12 protein-coding genes and 5 tRNA genes are annotated in these 15,863 nt (G+C 64.5%); 10 read left to right on the forward strand and 7 right to left on the reverse strand.

The window, feature by feature from the left end:
- Nucleotides 1-71: 71 nt before the first annotated feature.
- The 5 genes from ppx to M3O59_RS05155 all read right to left on the reverse strand — a co-directional run bounded on the left by ppx (nt 72) and on the right by M3O59_RS05155 (nt 7,921).
- A complete protein-coding gene (ppx, locus tag M3O59_RS05135; protein WP_181920595.1) occupies nt 72-1,592 on the reverse strand; it encodes an exopolyphosphatase in 1,521 nt (506 codons plus the stop codon).
- A 164-nt stretch (nt 1,593-1,756) separates the two neighbouring features.
- Nucleotides 1,757-3,859: a polyphosphate kinase 1 gene (gene ppk1, locus M3O59_RS05140; RefSeq protein WP_116906216.1), complete on the reverse strand. Its 2,103-nt coding sequence runs from the start codon at nt 3,857-3,859 to the stop codon at nt 1,757-1,759.
- 119 nt (nt 3,860-3,978) lie between these two features.
- Nucleotides 3,979-5,307, reverse strand: coding sequence for a phosphate regulon sensor histidine kinase PhoR (phoR, locus tag M3O59_RS05145; protein ID WP_064634241.1), 1,329 nt, complete (start codon nt 5,305-5,307; stop codon nt 3,979-3,981).
- A gap of 73 nt (nt 5,308-5,380) precedes the next feature.
- Nucleotides 5,381-6,070, reverse strand: coding sequence for a phosphate regulon transcriptional regulator PhoB (phoB, locus tag M3O59_RS05150; protein ID WP_064634242.1), 690 nt, complete (start codon nt 6,068-6,070; stop codon nt 5,381-5,383).
- A 204-nt stretch (nt 6,071-6,274) separates the two neighbouring features.
- Nucleotides 6,275-7,921, reverse strand: a complete 1,647-nt coding sequence (locus M3O59_RS05155; protein WP_095522428.1) for a M48 family metalloprotease — start codon at nt 7,919-7,921, stop codon at nt 6,275-6,277.
- A gap of 149 nt (nt 7,922-8,070) precedes the next feature.
- Here M3O59_RS05155 and grxC point away from each other — a divergent pair, with 149 nt between their 5' ends.
- The 3 genes from grxC (at nt 8,071) to M3O59_RS05170 (ending at nt 10,010) form a co-directional block, all read left to right on the forward strand.
- Nucleotides 8,071-8,379, forward strand: coding sequence for a glutaredoxin 3 (gene grxC / locus M3O59_RS05160; RefSeq protein WP_064634244.1), 309 nt, complete (start codon nt 8,071-8,073; stop codon nt 8,377-8,379).
- The gene (locus tag M3O59_RS05165; protein WP_064634245.1) at nt 8,376-8,771 is read left to right on the forward strand and encodes a carboxymuconolactone decarboxylase family protein; all 396 of its coding nucleotides are present in this window, start codon (nt 8,376-8,378) and stop codon (nt 8,769-8,771) included. The genes grxC and M3O59_RS05165 overlap by 4 nt, the downstream gene beginning before the upstream one ends.
- Before the next feature lie 231 nt (nt 8,772-9,002).
- Nucleotides 9,003-10,010: an isocitrate dehydrogenase gene (locus M3O59_RS05170; protein WP_010368534.1), complete on the forward strand. Its 1,008-nt coding sequence runs from the start codon at nt 9,003-9,005 to the stop codon at nt 10,008-10,010.
- A 130-nt stretch (nt 10,011-10,140) separates the two neighbouring features.
- Here M3O59_RS05170 and M3O59_RS05175 read toward each other — a convergent pair whose 3' ends face one another.
- Nucleotides 10,141-10,902, reverse strand: a complete 762-nt coding sequence (locus M3O59_RS05175) for a Bax inhibitor-1/YccA family protein (RefSeq protein WP_064634247.1) — start codon at nt 10,900-10,902, stop codon at nt 10,141-10,143.
- A gap of 150 nt (nt 10,903-11,052) precedes the next feature.
- Between M3O59_RS05175 and M3O59_RS05180 the strand changes: the two genes are divergently transcribed.
- The 4 genes from M3O59_RS05180 to M3O59_RS05195 all read left to right on the forward strand — a co-directional run bounded on the left by M3O59_RS05180 (nt 11,053) and on the right by M3O59_RS05195 (nt 11,526).
- A tRNA-Pro gene (locus M3O59_RS05180) sits at nt 11,053-11,129 on the forward strand.
- Between the two features lie 42 nt (nt 11,130-11,171).
- A tRNA-Arg gene (locus M3O59_RS05185) sits at nt 11,172-11,248 on the forward strand.
- Between the two features lie 32 nt (nt 11,249-11,280).
- A tRNA-His gene (locus tag M3O59_RS05190) sits at nt 11,281-11,357 on the forward strand.
- Between the two features lie 93 nt (nt 11,358-11,450).
- Nucleotides 11,451-11,526, forward strand: a tRNA-Lys gene (locus M3O59_RS05195).
- Nucleotides 11,527-11,968: 442 nt separating this feature from the next.
- On the opposite strand, the gene M3O59_RS05200 is transcribed toward M3O59_RS05195, so the two are convergent.
- Nucleotides 11,969-13,237 carry a two-component system sensor histidine kinase NtrB gene (locus M3O59_RS05200; protein ID WP_116906218.1) on the reverse strand — a complete coding sequence of 423 codons (1,269 nt, stop codon included), beginning with the start codon at nt 13,235-13,237 and terminating at the stop codon, nt 11,969-11,971.
- Between the two features lie 274 nt (nt 13,238-13,511).
- On the opposite strand from M3O59_RS05200, the gene M3O59_RS05205 reads away from it, so the two are divergent.
- The 3 genes from M3O59_RS05205 (at nt 13,512) to clpP (ending at nt 15,809) form a co-directional block, all read left to right on the forward strand.
- Nucleotides 13,512-13,596 (forward strand) — tRNA-Leu (locus M3O59_RS05205).
- Nucleotides 13,597-13,797: 201 nt separating this feature from the next.
- Nucleotides 13,798-15,090 carry a trigger factor gene (tig, locus tag M3O59_RS05210; RefSeq protein ID WP_064634249.1) on the forward strand — a complete coding sequence of 431 codons (1,293 nt, stop codon included), beginning with the start codon at nt 13,798-13,800 and terminating at the stop codon, nt 15,088-15,090.
- A 92-nt stretch (nt 15,091-15,182) separates the two neighbouring features.
- The gene (gene clpP, locus M3O59_RS05215) at nt 15,183-15,809 is read left to right on the forward strand and encodes an ATP-dependent Clp endopeptidase proteolytic subunit ClpP (RefSeq protein WP_002806026.1); all 627 of its coding nucleotides are present in this window, start codon (nt 15,183-15,185) and stop codon (nt 15,807-15,809) included.
- Nucleotides 15,810-15,863: the final 54 nt, after the last annotated feature.

Raw genomic sequence — 15,863 nt, forward strand, 5'->3', positions numbered from 1 at the left:
GCAACACGTGGTCTGCAGGGATCAACAAATCCCCAATCCCGAATCCCCAATCCCAACTGAGGCCGAAGGCCTCAGGTCACAAACGGTTTGAACGTGATCCCCAGGCCCGCCATGCTTTCGACTTCGCCGATCAGGTCGGCGCGCAGCAGCGGGCGCGAGTCGATCCAGCTTTGCGACAGGATCAACGACAGCCGGGCGTCTTCGGCGGTGAGTTCCAGTGTCGGGATCGGGTCGGATTCGTGCGCGCGGTGCAGCAACACCGCCAGCCGCAGCAGCGCGGCCTTGCGGCGGGTGGGCAGCAACAAGCGGTCCGGCAGCGCGTCGAATGCGGTCTTGGGCACATTGCGCCGATGCGTACGCACCAGCGCGGCCAGCACCTGCTGTTCCTGCCGCGAAAACCCGGCGATATCCGAGTGTTCCAGGATGTAGCTGCCGTGCACGTGGTACTGGCTGTGCGCAATGATCAGCCCCAGCTCGTGCAGACGCGCCGCGCGCCGCAGCACCTGTGCATCGTCGCCATCCAGTTGCCAGGACTCGCAGACCTGGTCGAACAGCCGGCAGGCGGTGGCTTCCACGCGCTGCGCCTGGACTTCGTCGATGCCGTAGCGCTGCACCAGCGAGGCCACCGAGCTGTCGCGCGGATCGTTTTCGCCGCCGCGGCCGAGCATGTCGTACAGGATGCCTTCGCGCATCGCGGCCTTGCTGACCATCAGCTTCTCCAGCGCCAGCGCCTGGAAGGCGGCCTCGAGCACCAGGATGCCGCCGGCGATGATCGGGCGCCGCTCGGCGGCCAGCCCAGGCAATTGGATATCTTCGATGCGCTTGGCCTTGAGCAACTCGTCGCGCAGCGCCGGCAGCGCCTCGGCGGTGATCGCGCCCTTGGTCAGCTTCATCGCCGCGCACATCTCGCCGATGGCCTTGTGCGTGCCGGACGAGCCGATCGCTTCATGCCAGCCCAGCGCCTTGTACTGGCCGGCGAACTGCTGGAATTCGGCGCCGATCTCGGTCAGCGCGTCCTTCCATTTCTTCTTGGACAATTTGCCGCCGGGGAAAAACCGCCGCGTGCTGGCAATGCAGCCGGCCTGCAGGCTCTCGCGTTCCAGCGTCTGGAAGCCGCGGCCGATGATGAACTCGGTCGAGCCGCCGCCGATGTCGATCACCAGCCGGCGTTGATCGGGCTTGGGCGGCTGCGCATGCGCAACGCCCAGATAGATCAGGCGCGCTTCCTCGCGCCCGCTGACCACTTCGATCGCATGGCCCAGCGCGGTCTCGGCCGGCATCAGAAACGCCTGCGGCGAACGTAGTTGCCGCACCGTGTTGGTGGCCAACGCGCGCACGCGCAGCGAGGGCACTTCGCGAATGCGCTGGCCGAAACGTGCCAGGCATTCGAGCGCGCGCTGACGCGCTTCGTTGGAGATGCCACCTTTGCCATCCAGACCATCGGCCATGCGCACGGTCTCGCGCAAGCGATCGACGACGCGCAGCTGACCCATCAGGTAGCGCGCAATGACCATGTGGAAACTATTGGACCCTAGGTCGATGGCGGCAAGAAAATCGCCATCGCGCAGGGGCGGAATCATGGGGGAGGGCATTGGCATGGCCGCATGGTAGCCGATGGGCCGCTGGCCCCGTGAGAGGCCACGTATGCGCATGCGCGAGCGGGCGTGGTCGGCGGTCGAATCGCTGCAGGCAGCGGTTGCGGACGCGCCGCTCGCCTTGGCGAACGGCGTCCCGCCCTGCGCGCTGCCCGCGGCGCTCAGATCCGGTCGAGCAAGGTCATCTGCGCCGAATGTGGCGGCTCGCCCGGGCCGGGAGTGCGCTTGTGGTACACGCCCTCGGCATCCAGCTCCCAGGCGCTGACGTTGTCGTCCAGATAGTTCTGCAGCACTTCGCGGTAGACACGCTTGGCCAGATCCGGCTCCAGGATCGGGAAGCAGGTCTCCACCCGTCGCAGCAGATTGCGTTCCAGCCAGTCGGCGCTGGCGCAATACAACTCGGCCGCACCGTCGTTGCCGAACCAGTACACGCGGCTATGTTCCAGGAATCGCCCCACGATCGAGCGCACGCGGATGTTCTCGGACACGCCCGGCACCCCGGGGCGCAGCGTGCAGGCGCCACGCACGATCAGATCGATCTGCACGCCGGCCTGCGAGGCCGTGTACAACGCACGCACCACCTGCGGTTCGTTGAGGGCATTCATCTTGGCGATGATGCGGCCCGGGCGACCCTTGCGGGCCAGCCGGGTCTCGCGATCGATCCGCTTCAGCACGCCGGCATGCAGCGTAAAGGGCGACTGCAACAACTGCTCCAGTTTCATGCGCGGGGCAAGCCCGGACAACTGCTGGAACAGCATGTGCACGTCGTTGCCGATCTCCGCATCCGCCGTGATCAGGCTGATGTCGGTGTACAGCCGCGCGGTGCCGCTGTGGTAATTGCCGGTGCCCAGGTGCACGTAGCGTTTGAGCTTGCGCCCCTCGCGCCGCACGATCAGCAGCATCTTGGCGTGGGTCTTGAAACCGACCACGCCATAGACCACCTGCACGCCGGCTTCCTGCAACTTGTCGGCCAGGCCCAGGTTGGCTTCTTCATCGAAGCGCGCACGCAACTCCACCACCACGGTGACGTCCTTGCCGTTGCGCGCGGCCAGAATCAGCGCATCGACAATCAACGAATCCTTGCCGGTGCGGTACAGCGTCTGCTTGATCGCCAGCACATTCGGGTCGACTGCGGCCTGACGGATCACGTCCAGCACCGCAGTGAACGCATCGAAGGGGTGATGCAGCAAGACATCGCCCTTTTTGACGATCTCGAAGATGCCTTCGCTGTCGCGCAAGGTGCGCGGATTGAACGAGGGGTATTTGAGCTCGGGGCGCTGCACCAGATCGTAGACCTGGGTGACACGGCTCAGATTGACCGGCCCCACGATGCGGTACACCGCATTTTCGTTCAGGCCAAAATTCTGCAACAAGGTGCGCGTGATTGGCGCCGGGCAATCGTGCGCAATCTCCAGGCGCACCGCCGGCCGGTAGCCGCGCGTGACCAGTTCGTCGCGCAGTGCCAGCGCCAGGTTTTCGACTTCTTCCTCGTCCACCACCAGTTCGGAATTGCGGGTAACGCGGAACTGATACGAGCCCATGACCTGCATGCCCGGGAACAATTCGTCCACGAACTCGGACAACACCGATGAGAGGAAGACGAAGCTCTGCGTGCCCTCCGGGGACAGGCTTGCCGGCAGCTGGATGATGCGCGGTAATGAGCGCGGCGCGCGCACGATGGCCAGATGCCCGGCGCGGCCGAACGCGTCCTGGCCTTCCAGCACCACCACGATGTTCAGCGTCTTGTTGAGGATCTTCGGGAACGGGTGCGCCGGGTCCAGCCCCAACGGCGACAGCACCGGCATGATCTCGTTGCGGAAATACGCACGCAGCCAACGCTTCTGGCGCGAGGTCCAGGCCGAGCGGCTGAGCACGGCAACACCGGCACCTTCCATCGCCGGGCGCAGTACTTCATTCCATGCGTGGTATTGCTGCTCGACCAGCTTGGCGGCGCGATCGTGCACCGCGTTGAGGATGGCGGTCGGGCTCAGCCCATCCGGTGCCGGCGGCAGCCCGAACTCTTGTGCGTGCCGCACGGTGGCCGCACGGATCTCGAAGAATTCGTCAAGATTGGTGCACGAGATGCACAGAAAGCGCAGCCTTTCCAGCAACGGCACCTGTTCATCGAGCGCCTGCGCCAGCACCCGGAAATTGAAATCCAGCTGCGACAGCTCGCGGTTGATGTACAGCGCCGGATCACGCAAGGGATCGGTGGCGATGTCGTCGCCGGGTGTGATGTCGTGCAGTTCTTTGGCGTGGCCCATGGAGTCGGTCATCAAGACGGAAAGTGTGCGTATTTGCCGCGCGTGCCATGCAGCGAAGGTAACGCGGTGCGCACGTCACGAGCCGATCGCAGCGCGTTGCGGCGCATGCTTACTACATATCACGCCGAGCGTGACAGTGGCACCGATTGCTCGCGCTGCACGACGCGCGCAGCCACAAAATGACACGAGAATTCGCTGCCGCGTCCCACTTCGCTTTCGATGTCCAGGCGCGCCTGATGCAGCCCCAGGATGTGCTTGACGATCGACAGCCCGAGCCCGGTGCCGCCGCTCTCGCGCGAGCGGCTGCTGGACACCCGATAGAAGCGTTCGGTGATGCGCGGCAGATGCGAGGCGGGAATGCCGTAGCCGGTGTCGCGCACCGCCAGCGCCGCGCCATCACCTTCGCGCACGAAGCGGATCGTCACCGTGCCGCCACCCGGCGTGTAGCGCACCGCATTGGTCACCAGATTGGAAAACGCGCTGTGCAGTTCCTTGTTGGAGCCGAGCAGATCCACACCGGCCTCATCGATCACTTCCACCGTGTGGCGGCCCTGGCTGTGCGCCTCGGCCTCGCGGCGCAGGGTGGAGAGCATCGGCGCCATCGCCACGTGTTCTTCGCCGAGTTCTTCCTGCGATTCCAGCCGCGACAGCGTCAACAGGTCTTCCACCAGCTGCGCCATGCGCTGCGATTGCTTGCGCATCTCCGCCAGCATCGGGCCCGAATCGGGGAAATCTTCCGGGTCGAGCATGTCCAGGTAACCGTGCACCACCGTCAACGGGGTACGCAGTTCGTGCGAGACATTGGCCACGAAGTCGCGACGTACCTGTTCCAGCCGCAGCAGCTTGCTGACATCGCGCGCCACCAGTAGCCAGTAGTCGTCGGAATAGGGAATCAGGCGCAGATTCAGGCGCAGATCCGGGTCCACCGGCGAGGCGGCATCGAGCATCGGTTCTGCATTGCGACCGGCCGCCAGCCAATGCGCCAGCGGCAACGGCTGCAGCCGCTCCACTACCGATACGCCCATATCGCCGGGGTGATGCAGGCCCAACAAACCGCCGGCTGCCTTGTTGAACCACTGCACGCGTTGGCCGTTGCGATCCACCACCACCACCGCATCCGGCAGCGCCTGCGCTGCGGCGCGGTAGGTGCGCAACATATCGATCAGGCGGCGCTTGCGCCCGCGCATTTCGGCCTGGCTGCGATACAGCAGCCGGTCCAGCTCGTTCCAGGCGCCGACGCCGGCGGCCGGTTCGGCGCGCTGGCGCGCCGTGAGCCGGCGCAGCACCTGGCGCAGTCGCCAGTAATGCCAGGTCAGCACGCCCAGCGCGGTGAGCGTCAGTGCCATCCACACATGCTCGATCAACACGCCCACCACGACGGCAGCGCCCAGCAACAGCGCAAGGGTGCCAAGCGTCTTGAGCCAGGCGGAACGAATATGTTGAGGCATGGAAGGCGTGATCACGAAGCGTCAGGTGGGCAGCCGCCCCGGCCAGAGTCCGGCCGGGCGGCTTGGCGGCACGTCAGGTCGCCGACGAAAAACGATAGCCCGAGCCGCGCACGGTCTGCACCATGTTTTCCAGGCCGAACGGTTCCAGCGTCTTGCGCAGGCGGCGGATGTGTACGTCGATGGTGCGCTCTTCCACATACACGCTGCCGCCCCAGACATGGTCCAGCAGCTGGGTGCGCGTATACACGCGCTCGGGGTGGGTCATGAAGAAATGCAGCAGGCGGTATTCGGTCGGGCCGATCGGCACCGGCGCATCGCCGGCGAACACGCGGTGCGCGGCGCCATCGATGCGCAGGCGGCCCAGCGCCACGCTGCCGTCTTCGTCGTCCTCGCGGGTGCGCCGCATCACCGCACGGATGCGTGCCAGCAGCTCGCGTGCCGAAAACGGCTTGACCACGTAATCGTCGACGCCGGCTTCCAGGCCACCGACGCGGTCGTTTTCTTCGCCACGCGCGGTGAGCATGATGATCGGAATCTCGCGTGTCAGCTGTTCCTTGCGCCAGCGACGAGCCAGATCCAGCCCGCTGGTGCCCGGCAGCATCCAGTCCAGCAGGATCAGATCCGGCACGCGGTCGGCGATGGCGGTCTGCGCCTCGCGTGCGTCGCCGGCATGGATGGGCTCGAACTCGCCTTTGCGCAGCGCGAACGCCACCATGTCGCGGATCGCGGGTTCGTCATCGACGATCAGAATGCGTTTCTGCACGCGGGGCTTACCGTCTGGCTCTGGTTGATCGCCAGTAGACTACGGTTTTGTGACTCTAATGTGACATCGCTGGCGTTGCCTTCGCGCAGTCCGCCGTTGCGTCAAGCGGACTGAACCGCTACGCCTCGCCGGGTCGCCTTGCGAAAGCATGCGTTCGCATCGTTGATGCCGGCAACGTAACGCCAGGATGTCAGTGCGCGGGAATCAGCGCGTGGACAGATCCGGGTCGCGGATGCCCTGGCGCCGCAGCTCCAGCACGGTCGGGGTGATTGCGGCGATGCGTGCATCCACGCGCGCCCGTGTCACATAGTCGAGATCTTTCTTTTTCAACGCTTCCAGCTGGATCAGCGCCTGTTCGGCACGGCCGTTCAAAAACGCCGCTTCGGCATACGCTTCGCTCGCGCGCAGGTGGTCGCCGGACAGCTCGCAGGCGCGGGCGTAGCCTTGCTGCAGTAGCGGGTCGTCGCTGCGCCGGTGCAGCAAAGGCTCGAGCACCTGACGCGCGCGCTGGCCGGACCCCTTGCTGGCCTGCTCGTTGAGCGCGCCGGCATAGGTCAGCGCCACCGCGCGGTTGTTCGGCAATTGCTTGAGCAGCGCATCGAAGCGCGCATTGGCCGCCTCGCGCTGGCCCACCCGCGCTTGCGCCTCGCTCAGACCCAGCGCCAGCCACAGATTGTCCGGGTGCGCATCGAGCAGGGCGGCAAGCTCGGCCACCGGCTCGCCCGGCCGGCCGCCGCTGTTGCGCAGCCGGGCCAGCGCCAGGCCGTAGCGCTGAGCATCGCTCAAGCCTTGCTTGGCGCTGCGGCGCAGGTTCTCGTATTCGCGAATCGCCGCATCCGGCGTGGTTGCGCTGAGCACGCGCAGGCGCTCCTTGGCCCAGTCGAAGCCCTGCTGGTCTGCGCCGCGGCTCAGTGCGTCCACCGGCAACCGTAGCGCATAGGGCAGCAGCGCATTGCCGTTGCGGCTGAGTGGCTCCGACAGCGAGGGGTCGGCCGGGTCAACGCGTTCCTGGCGGCTTCCGCCCGGCACCGAGGTGGTCAACACCACGGTGTTCTTCTTCATCTGCTCAGCGCGCGCTTTTGCCTCGCTGATACGGGTGACCGTAACCGGGTGGGTCTGCAGGAAATCCGGTGCGCTGTAACCGCCCTCGTTGGCGCGCATCGCCACCGACATGCGCTCGAAGAAGCCGGCCATCGCGTCCACATCGTAGCCGCTGCGCACCAGGGTGCGGATGCCCAGCCGGTCGGCTTCGGATTCGTTGGAGCGGGTGTAGTCGATCTGCCGCTGCTGCATCAGCCCCATCGCGCTGGTAATGGTGGCCATGGTGGCATCGCCCTTGGAGTTGCCTCCGGCCTGTTGCGCCGCCACCACTGCTGCCAGCATGCCGAGCAGGATCGGGATCTGGTCGCGTTGCGCGCGTTCCACCCCGCGCAGCACGTGCTGCTGGGTGACGTGGGCAATTTCGTGCGACAGCACCGCCGCCACTTCGTCCTCGCGCTCGGCGGTCAAGACCAGCCCGGCATTGACCGCGATATAGCCGCCCAACGTGGCGAACGCATTGATCTGGCGGTCGCGCAGCATGAAGAAGGTAAACGGTTGCTGCGGCTGGTCGCTGTTGGCGCCCAGCCGGGTGCCCATGGTTTGCAGCCAGTCGGTGATCAGCGGGTCGTCCAGCACGTAGTCGTAGTTGCGCAACTCGGCCAGCATCATCCTGCCGTACTCGGCCTGGCGCGCCGGGGTCAGCAATTCGCCAGCCGACGAACCGATGTCGGGCAGGCGGCTTTCCTGCGCAGGTGCCATGCCCATGGCGACGGCCAGCGTGAGGGCAGTGGCGAGCGGTAGCAGGCGCAAGTGGAACTCCCAGGTAGGGCGCGGAGCATGCGGGCAGCACGGCGCGATGGCGTGAATCATCGGTTAATCCACAGTGTTGCGGTGACGACATGGAAATTCCAGTCGCCCGGTACCATGTGTCAGACCTCAGACCAACCACGGAGTTTCCCGTGAGCCAAGACCATACCGATCAGGACGCGGCCTCCGGCCCGCAGATCACCCTGTATTCCTCTGCCATCTGCCCATACTGCGTGGCGGCCAAGAACTTCCTCAAGAGCAAGGGCAAGACCTGGACCGAGGTGCGGATCGACCTGGACCCGGCCGAGCGCAACAAGATGGTCGCCCTGGCCAAGCGCACCAGCGTGCCGCAGATCTTCGTCGGCGACGTCCACGTGGGCGGCTACGACGACATGATGGCCATGCACCGCGCCGGCAAGCTCGAACCGTTGCTGGCCGGTAGCGCCGGCGGTCAGGCATGAGCGCCAATGACGGCGGCGCAGACGACCGCCTGCGCGAGTTCACCGAATTCCGCCAGCGCATGAACCAGCGCATCCTGGCCGAGCCGAACCAGGTGGTGCGGCGGTTCTTCGCCCTGGACACGCAGACCTACCAGGCCGGCGCTCTGGACGTGAAGACCAAGGAGCTGCTCGGCCTGGTCGCCTCGATGGTACTGCGCTGCGACGACTGCATCAGCTACCACGTCGCCCAGTGCAAAGAGGCAGGCGTGACCCGCGAGGAGTTCTTCGAAACCTTCTCTGTCGGCCTGGTGGTCGGCGGCTCCATCGTCATCCCGCACCTGCGCCGCGCGGTGGATTTTCTCGATCAGCTCGAAGGCGGCGCGCAGGCCCCGGCGCAGCACGCGCACGACTGAGTGGGTAGTTGAGGCGCGGGAGTGGGGATTGGCGCGTCGTAGAAACGAGCAAGCGTGCACGCGCCGCCCATCGGGGCGGCGCCTTGCATTTGGGGGTCTGCCGCTCTTAGACCAAGGTCGGTTTGGGCGCCTTCACCGGCATCGGGCATAATTGTCGGTGAAACCTCATTGCGCCGATCTGCCGGGTTTGACGGCTGGCGCTCCCCCCTTCAAGTTCGGAAACCCAACGATATGACGCAGACAATCACGGTCATCCGCGGCGACGGCATTGGCCCGGAGATCATGGATGCCACGCTGTTCGTGCTCGACGCGCTGCAAGCTGGCCTGACCTACGAATATGCCGACGCCGGCCTGGTCGCGCTGGAAAAGCACGGCGATCTGCTGCCCGAGTCCACCCTGGCGTCGATCACCAAGAACAAGGTGGCGCTGAAAAGCCCGCTGACCACGCCGGTCGGCGAGGGCTTCAGCTCGATCAACGTCGCCATGCGTCGCAAGTTCGACCTGTACGCCAATGTGCGTCCGGCCAAGTCGTTCCCGAACACCAAGTCGCGTTTCGCCGATGGCGTGGACCTGATCACCGTCCGCGAGAACACCGAAGGCGCCTACCTGAGCGAAGGCCAGACCGTATCCGAGGATGGCGAGACTGCATTCTCCGGCACCCGGATCACCCGCAAGGGCTCCGAGCGCATCGTGCGCTACGCCTTCGACCTGGCGCGCGCCACCGGCCGCAAGAAGGTCACCGCGGTGCACAAGGCCAACATCATCAAGTCGACCTCGGGCCTGTTCCTGAAGGTGGCACGCGATGTGGCCGCGCAGTACCCGGAAATCGAATTCCAGGAAATGATCGTCGACAACACCTGCATGCAGCTGGTGATGCGTCCGGAGCAGTTCGACATCATCGTGACCACCAACCTGTTCGGCGACATCATCTCCGACCTGTGTGCCGGTCTGGTCGGCGGCCTGGGCCTGGCCCCGGGCGCCAATATCGGCCTGGACGCGGCGATCTTCGAAGCCGTGCACGGCTCGGCGCCGGACATCGCAGGGCAGGGCAAGGCCAACCCGTGCGCCTTGCTGCTGGGCGCGGCGCAGATGCTGGACCACATCGGTCAGCCGCAGAACGCCGAGCGCCTGCGCGAAGCCATTGTCGCGACCCTGGAAGCCAAGGACTCGCTGACCCCCGACCTGGGCGGCACCGGCAACACCATGGGCTTTGCCAAGGCCATTGCCAGCCGCCTCTGAGCGCATTGGTTGATCGCATAAAAAGAAAGGGCGCCTAGGCGCCCTTTCTTTTTGCTTGGGATTCGTCTTGCGTCATTCGGCCATCGATCGCAGGGAAGCGCTTTTGCGATTCCCGAATCCCAATTCCCCGCTAATTGCGCGACTGCAGCTTCGACAGCAAACGCAGGAACTCGATGTACAGCCACACCAGCGTCACCATCAGGCCGAATGCGCCGTACCACTCCATGTGCTTGGGTGCGCCCTGTTCGACGCCGCTCTCGATGAAGTCGAAATCCAGCACCAGATTCAGTGCCGCCACCACCACCACGAACAGGCTAAAGCCAATGCCGATCAGGCCCGAGTCGTGAATGAAGGGAATCCGCACGCCGAAAAAGCCAAGCACAATCGTCGCCAGATACACCAGCGCAATGCCGCCGGTAGCCGCCACCACGCCCAGCTTGAAGTTCTCGGTCGCCTTGATCATGCCGCTGCGATACGCGAACAGCAGCGCGAACATGGTGCCGAAGGTCAGCAGCACCGCCTGAAACACGATGCCGTTGAAGCGTGCTTCGTACACCGCCGAGATCGACCCCAGGAAAAAGCCTTCCACCAGCGCGTACAGCGGCGCGGTGATCGGCGCCCAGGTCGGCTTGAAGCTGGTCGCCAGCGCGAACACTAGACCACCTATCGCACCGGCGATCATGTAAATCCGTGCGGCCGGCAGCGGCACACCGTCTGCGCCAAGCGACTGCGACCACGCGAACGCAGCGGTGACGACCGCCATCAGCAACAGCAGGCCGGTCTTGTTGACGGTCCCGTTGAGTGTCATCGCCTGACCATCGCGAGTGACCACCGAGCCGGAGCCAAGGTCGAGGAACGTGGATTCCCGAAGGGCCGGGTTACCGCTACGCATGCGTCTTCTCCATGAAAGTGTTGCTCGCCGTATGGGTGAGCGTTATTGCGAGGATACCGGATCTCCCAATTTACACAGGGTGATTGACAGCGAGGCCAATCGTTCCCAAAATAGCCGACCTTTCCAGCCTTCGGGATGAAAAGGTCCCGCCGGGGTATAGCGCAGTCTGGTAGCGCGCCTGCTTTGGGAGCAGGATGTCGGGGGTTCGAATCCCTCTACCCCGACCATTCCGAGCTCTCGACGGCGTGGGAATGCGAAGTTCGGTCCGGGCGCCCGTAGCTCAACCGGATAGAGCACCGGCCTTCTAAGCCGGCGGTTACAGGTTCGAGTCCTGTCGGGCGCGCCATCGGCGGTGCGGTAGGAAGCAGGTTTTCAGTGGTGGCTGTAGCTCAGCTGGTTAGAGTACTGGATTGTGATTCCAGATGTCGGGGGTTCGAGTCCCCTCAGCCACCCCACTGATGACAGGCAGTTGCAGGAACGTTTGACCCGATGCATCGCGGGGTGTTGCAACGAAGCAAAAAAGCACATACAATGTGCGACCAGTTTCAGGGCCGTTAGCTCAGTTGGTAGAGCAGTTGACTCTTAATCAATAGGTCCAAGGTTCGAATCCTTGACGGCCCACCAAATAAAAGCACTTAGGCAAACACCTAGGTGCTTTTCTTTTTCTGCGACTGAAACAGAAACCCGCGTTTGTGTCTGCTGTCAAAGAGTCGCGGCCAGCGCTTAATCCGGGTTGCGATGCTGCCGCAGCGTTGCGATATCGCCTGCATCGCAGTTGCTCGTCGTTGCGCCACGCAGATGATTTTCTCAACAGTCTGTCAGGCAAGGATCGACACCGATGCGTAGCCGGTGTGCCACTCCACGCACATTGGCAGGGATCGATTACTGAGCGGATCGTCGGTGATACATCGTCGCTGATGCCAGGAGCAGTGCTGTGCAGCACGTCGGCGGCATGCCATTGCGCGCCTTCAGGTTGTCGTGCGACTGAGTGCGCGCACGCAATCTGCAGGCGGTCTACGAATCAACATGCCGCGACTTGGTCACGCGAAGTCATCGGCGCAAGCGATTAGTCCCGTTGCACGCGCGGAAACGCCAGCACGAAGCGCGCGCCCTGGCCCGGGGCCGAGGTGACGTCCACAAAGCCGCCCGCCTGGCGTACCGCGCTATACACCTGCGCCAATCCCAGGCCGGCGCCTTTGTCTGCGTGCTTGGTGGTGAAGTAGGCCTCGAACAGGCGCGCCTGCACCGTGCTGTCCATGCCGTGCCCGGTGTCGGCAACGGTGATGGTCATGTAACGCCCTGCCGGTTTGGTCAGTTGCGCATCTTCTTCGGTAACGAAGGTTTCGCCGGTTTCCACGCTGATGCTGCCGCCGCTGCTGCAGGCGTCGCGGGCGTTGATCACCAGGTTCAGGATGGCGCGCTCCACCGTGTGGCGGTCGACCATGGCGCAACATCCGCCATCGACGGTGCGAAGCTGCAACCGCAGGTCTGCGCCAACCACCTGTTCCAGCAGCGGGCTGAGCTGTTCTGCCAGTTCGGCCAGATCCACCGCTTCAGGGCTGTAGGGGTATTGGCGCGAGAAGCCGACCAGGCGCTGCGCCATCACCGAACCGTGTTGAAGCGCGGCATCGGCGACGCCGAGCAGCTTGGCATCGTGTGCATCGATCTGCGCGCGCTGCACGACCAGGTCGATCGCCGAGGTGGCCGCCTGCAGCACGTTGTTCAGATCGTGGACCACGCCGGCCAGTAGTTGCCCCACCGCTTCGCCTTTCTGCGCCTGCTCGGAGATCTTTTCGGCAGCGTTCTGTGCGGCGCGCGCAATGTCCAGGTCGCCCTCGATGCGCTCGCGCAGGTCGCGCAAGCTGTGCAGTTCGGTCGACAGCGAGTTTTCGCGCGCGCGCGCCAGCATCAGGGCGCTGGTGGAAAACGCGCGCTCCGCGGCCAGGGTGCTGTCCAGCGTATGGAAGGCTGCCTCCAGCGCGCGGCGGTCGGAGATGTTCTTGCTCACCGCCAATATCGCCTCGACATTGCCTTGCTCGTCGAACAGCGGGCTGGTGACGACCTGCCAGGTTTGGCGCACGCCAACGAAGTTGACGCAGGCCGCCTCGAATTCGTGTACCGAGCCGTCAAGGGACGCTGCGATTGCAGCATCCACCAGGCCCACGGACTCCGGCGGCCATAACTCGCGCCAGGGGCGGGAGATCAGCTGGTCCTGGTGGCTGGCGCCAAGGACGTTCAAGCCATTGACGTTGACTGCCGTGATCCGCCCGGCGAGGTCGATCTCTTTGATGCAGTCTCGCGACAGGGCCGCGATCTGCCGATACCGATCTCTCATCGCGGCTGTTGTCTCTTTTGGCTGATTAACGGAATTTTCGCAAACATTGTCGCTGTCCTACGCGCGCAGAAGGACGTGGGTTTACCTTGCAGCAGGGCGCGGCCTTGAACCATTCACCGGGCTCTAGCGCAGGGTCAGGTGTCAAGGGGCGGCTTCAAGGAGTCGCCAAACATCGCCATAGCGTGTCCAGAGGTCGGCAGGCCAGGCCTGAACAGCCTGCAGCGCTTTTTCTTTGCAGGCATCTTTGCAACAATACTCGGGCAGCTGCGGCATTGCGAAAGTGGCGGAATTGGTAGACGCACCAGATTTAGGTTCTGACGCCGCAAGGCGTGGGGGTTCGAGTCCCCCCTTTCGCACCAATGCCGCGCGGCCGTGTGGGTTCCGGCCGCTGCACTTCCCGCAAACCGGTGGTTGCCGTGCGTGACGCCGCTGCGCGCGTGCCGCTGGCAGCGGCCGCCGTTATCGGCGAAACTACAAGGCTCGGCGGCATTCTCGCCCTCCGTCAACCCGCATCTTCCATCTCGTGCCGACGCTGTGCGCTGTCGGTGGCAGGAGTCAACATGCAAGCATCGATCGAATCCACCGGCAATCTGGAACGCCGCCTGACCTTCACCCTGCCGCAGGAGCGCCTGGAGACCCATGTCGGTGGCCGCCTGCGCGAGTTGGCGCGGACCACGCGCATCAAGGGGTTCCGCCCGGGCAAGGTGCCAACCAAGGTCATCGAGCAGCGCTTCGGTCAGCAGGTGCGTGCCGAAGCGATGGAAGGCCTGTTGCGCGAAACCTTCGATTCGGCCGTGCGCGAGCACTCGCTGCGTCTGGCCGGCAACCCGCGGATCGACCAGGGCGAAACCGATTTCGACTTCGTCGCCACCTTCGAAGTGGTGCCTGACTTCGGCGAGATCGACGTGACCAAGCTGTCGGTGGTGCGTGCGACCGCCGAAGTGACCGATGCCGATATCGATCAGATGATCGAAAACCTGCGCCTGCAGCGCCGCACCTGGAATCCGGTCGAGCGCGGTGCGCAGGTCGGCGACCTGGTAGCGCTGGAAACCTGGTCCCAGGCCGGCGACGAGCGTCTGCCTGCCGAAGGCGTGGAGACCGGAAGCAGCGTACTGGGCTCGGGCGTGATGTTCGACCAGATCGAGAAGGGTCTGGAAGGCCTGACCAAGGGCGAAGACAAGACCCTGACCATCGATTTCCCGGCCGAGTGGCGCGTGCCGCAGCTGGCTGGCAAGACCGTGCAGGTGCACGTCAAGGCGGTTGAGGTGTCCGAGCCGGTGTTGCCGGTGGTGGACAAGGAGTTCATCAAGAGCTTCGGCGTCAAGAGTGGCGATGCCGAGCAGTTCCGTGCCGACATCCGCACCAACCTGGAGCGCGAGCTCAAGGGCGCGCTGATGAATCGCCTGCGTCGCGAAGTCGGCGAGCAGCTGATTGCTGCCTATGCGCACGTCGAAATGCCGCCGCGTCTGGTCGAAAACGAAGCGCGTTCGATGCTGGCCCAGCAGGTCGAGCAGGTCCGTCGCAGCGGCCGCGATCCAGGCCAGGTGCCGGACGACGCGCATCAGGGCTTCATGGACGCCGCCGCCAAGCGCGTGCTGGTCGGTCTGCTGGTCGGTGAAGTCGCACGCCGCAACGAGCTGCGTCTGGAATCCAAGCGTGTCAGTGAAACGCTGCGTCTGATCGCTTCGACCTACGAAGAGCCGGAACAGGTCATTGAGATGTACCGCAACGACCCCCAACTGATGGGTGGGCTGCAGAGCCGTGTGATGGAAGAGCAGGTGATCGACTGGATCGCCGAGCGCGCCCAGCACACCGAGCAGCCGCTGTCGTTCCAGGACGCCATCCGGGTCTGAGGCGGTAGCAAGAGAACCGCGTCCTGCCGTTGTCGGGGTGCGGATATCGAACACGGGCATCGGCACAGGCCGCTGCCACAACAGGAAGACCGATGAGCATTGTGACCAAAGCCCTGAACCTGGTGCCCATGGTGGTCGAGCAGACCAGCCGTGGCGAGCGTGCGTACGACATCTACTCGCGTCTGCTGAAGGAGCGTCTGATCTTCCTGGTCGGTCCGATCGACGACCATATGGCCAACGTCATCGTGGCCCAGTTGCTGTTCCTGGAAGCGGACAACCCGGAAAAGGACATCAGCATCTACATCAACTCGCCTGGTGGCGTGGTCACCGCCGGCATGGCGATCTACGACACCATGCAGTACATCAAGCCGGACGTGAGTACCATCTGCGTCGGTCAGGCTGCCTCGATGGGCGCGCTGCTGCTGGCTTCGGGTGCGGCCGGCAAGCGTTACGCGCTGCCGAATTCGCGCGTGATGATCCATCAGCCGCTGGGTGGCTTCCAGGGCCAGGCGACCGATATCGACATCCACGCCCGCGAAATCCTGACCCTGCGTTCGCGCTTGAACGAGATCCTGGCCAAGCACACCGGCCAGTCGCTGGAGACCATCGCGCGCGACACCGAGCGCGACAACTTCAAGAGCGCGGTCGATGCCCAGGCCTATGGTCTGGTGGATCAGGTGCTAGAGCGTCGTCCGGAAGAGTCGATCCAGCCGTCTTGATCGCCAGATTGTTGAAATTGCAGGAAAAACCGGCAGGGTCGGGCAGGGCGAATG

The sequence above is a fragment of the Xanthomonas nasturtii genome, assembly GCF_023337365.3.
GTDB lineage: Bacteria > Pseudomonadota > Gammaproteobacteria > Xanthomonadales > Xanthomonadaceae > Xanthomonas > Xanthomonas nasturtii.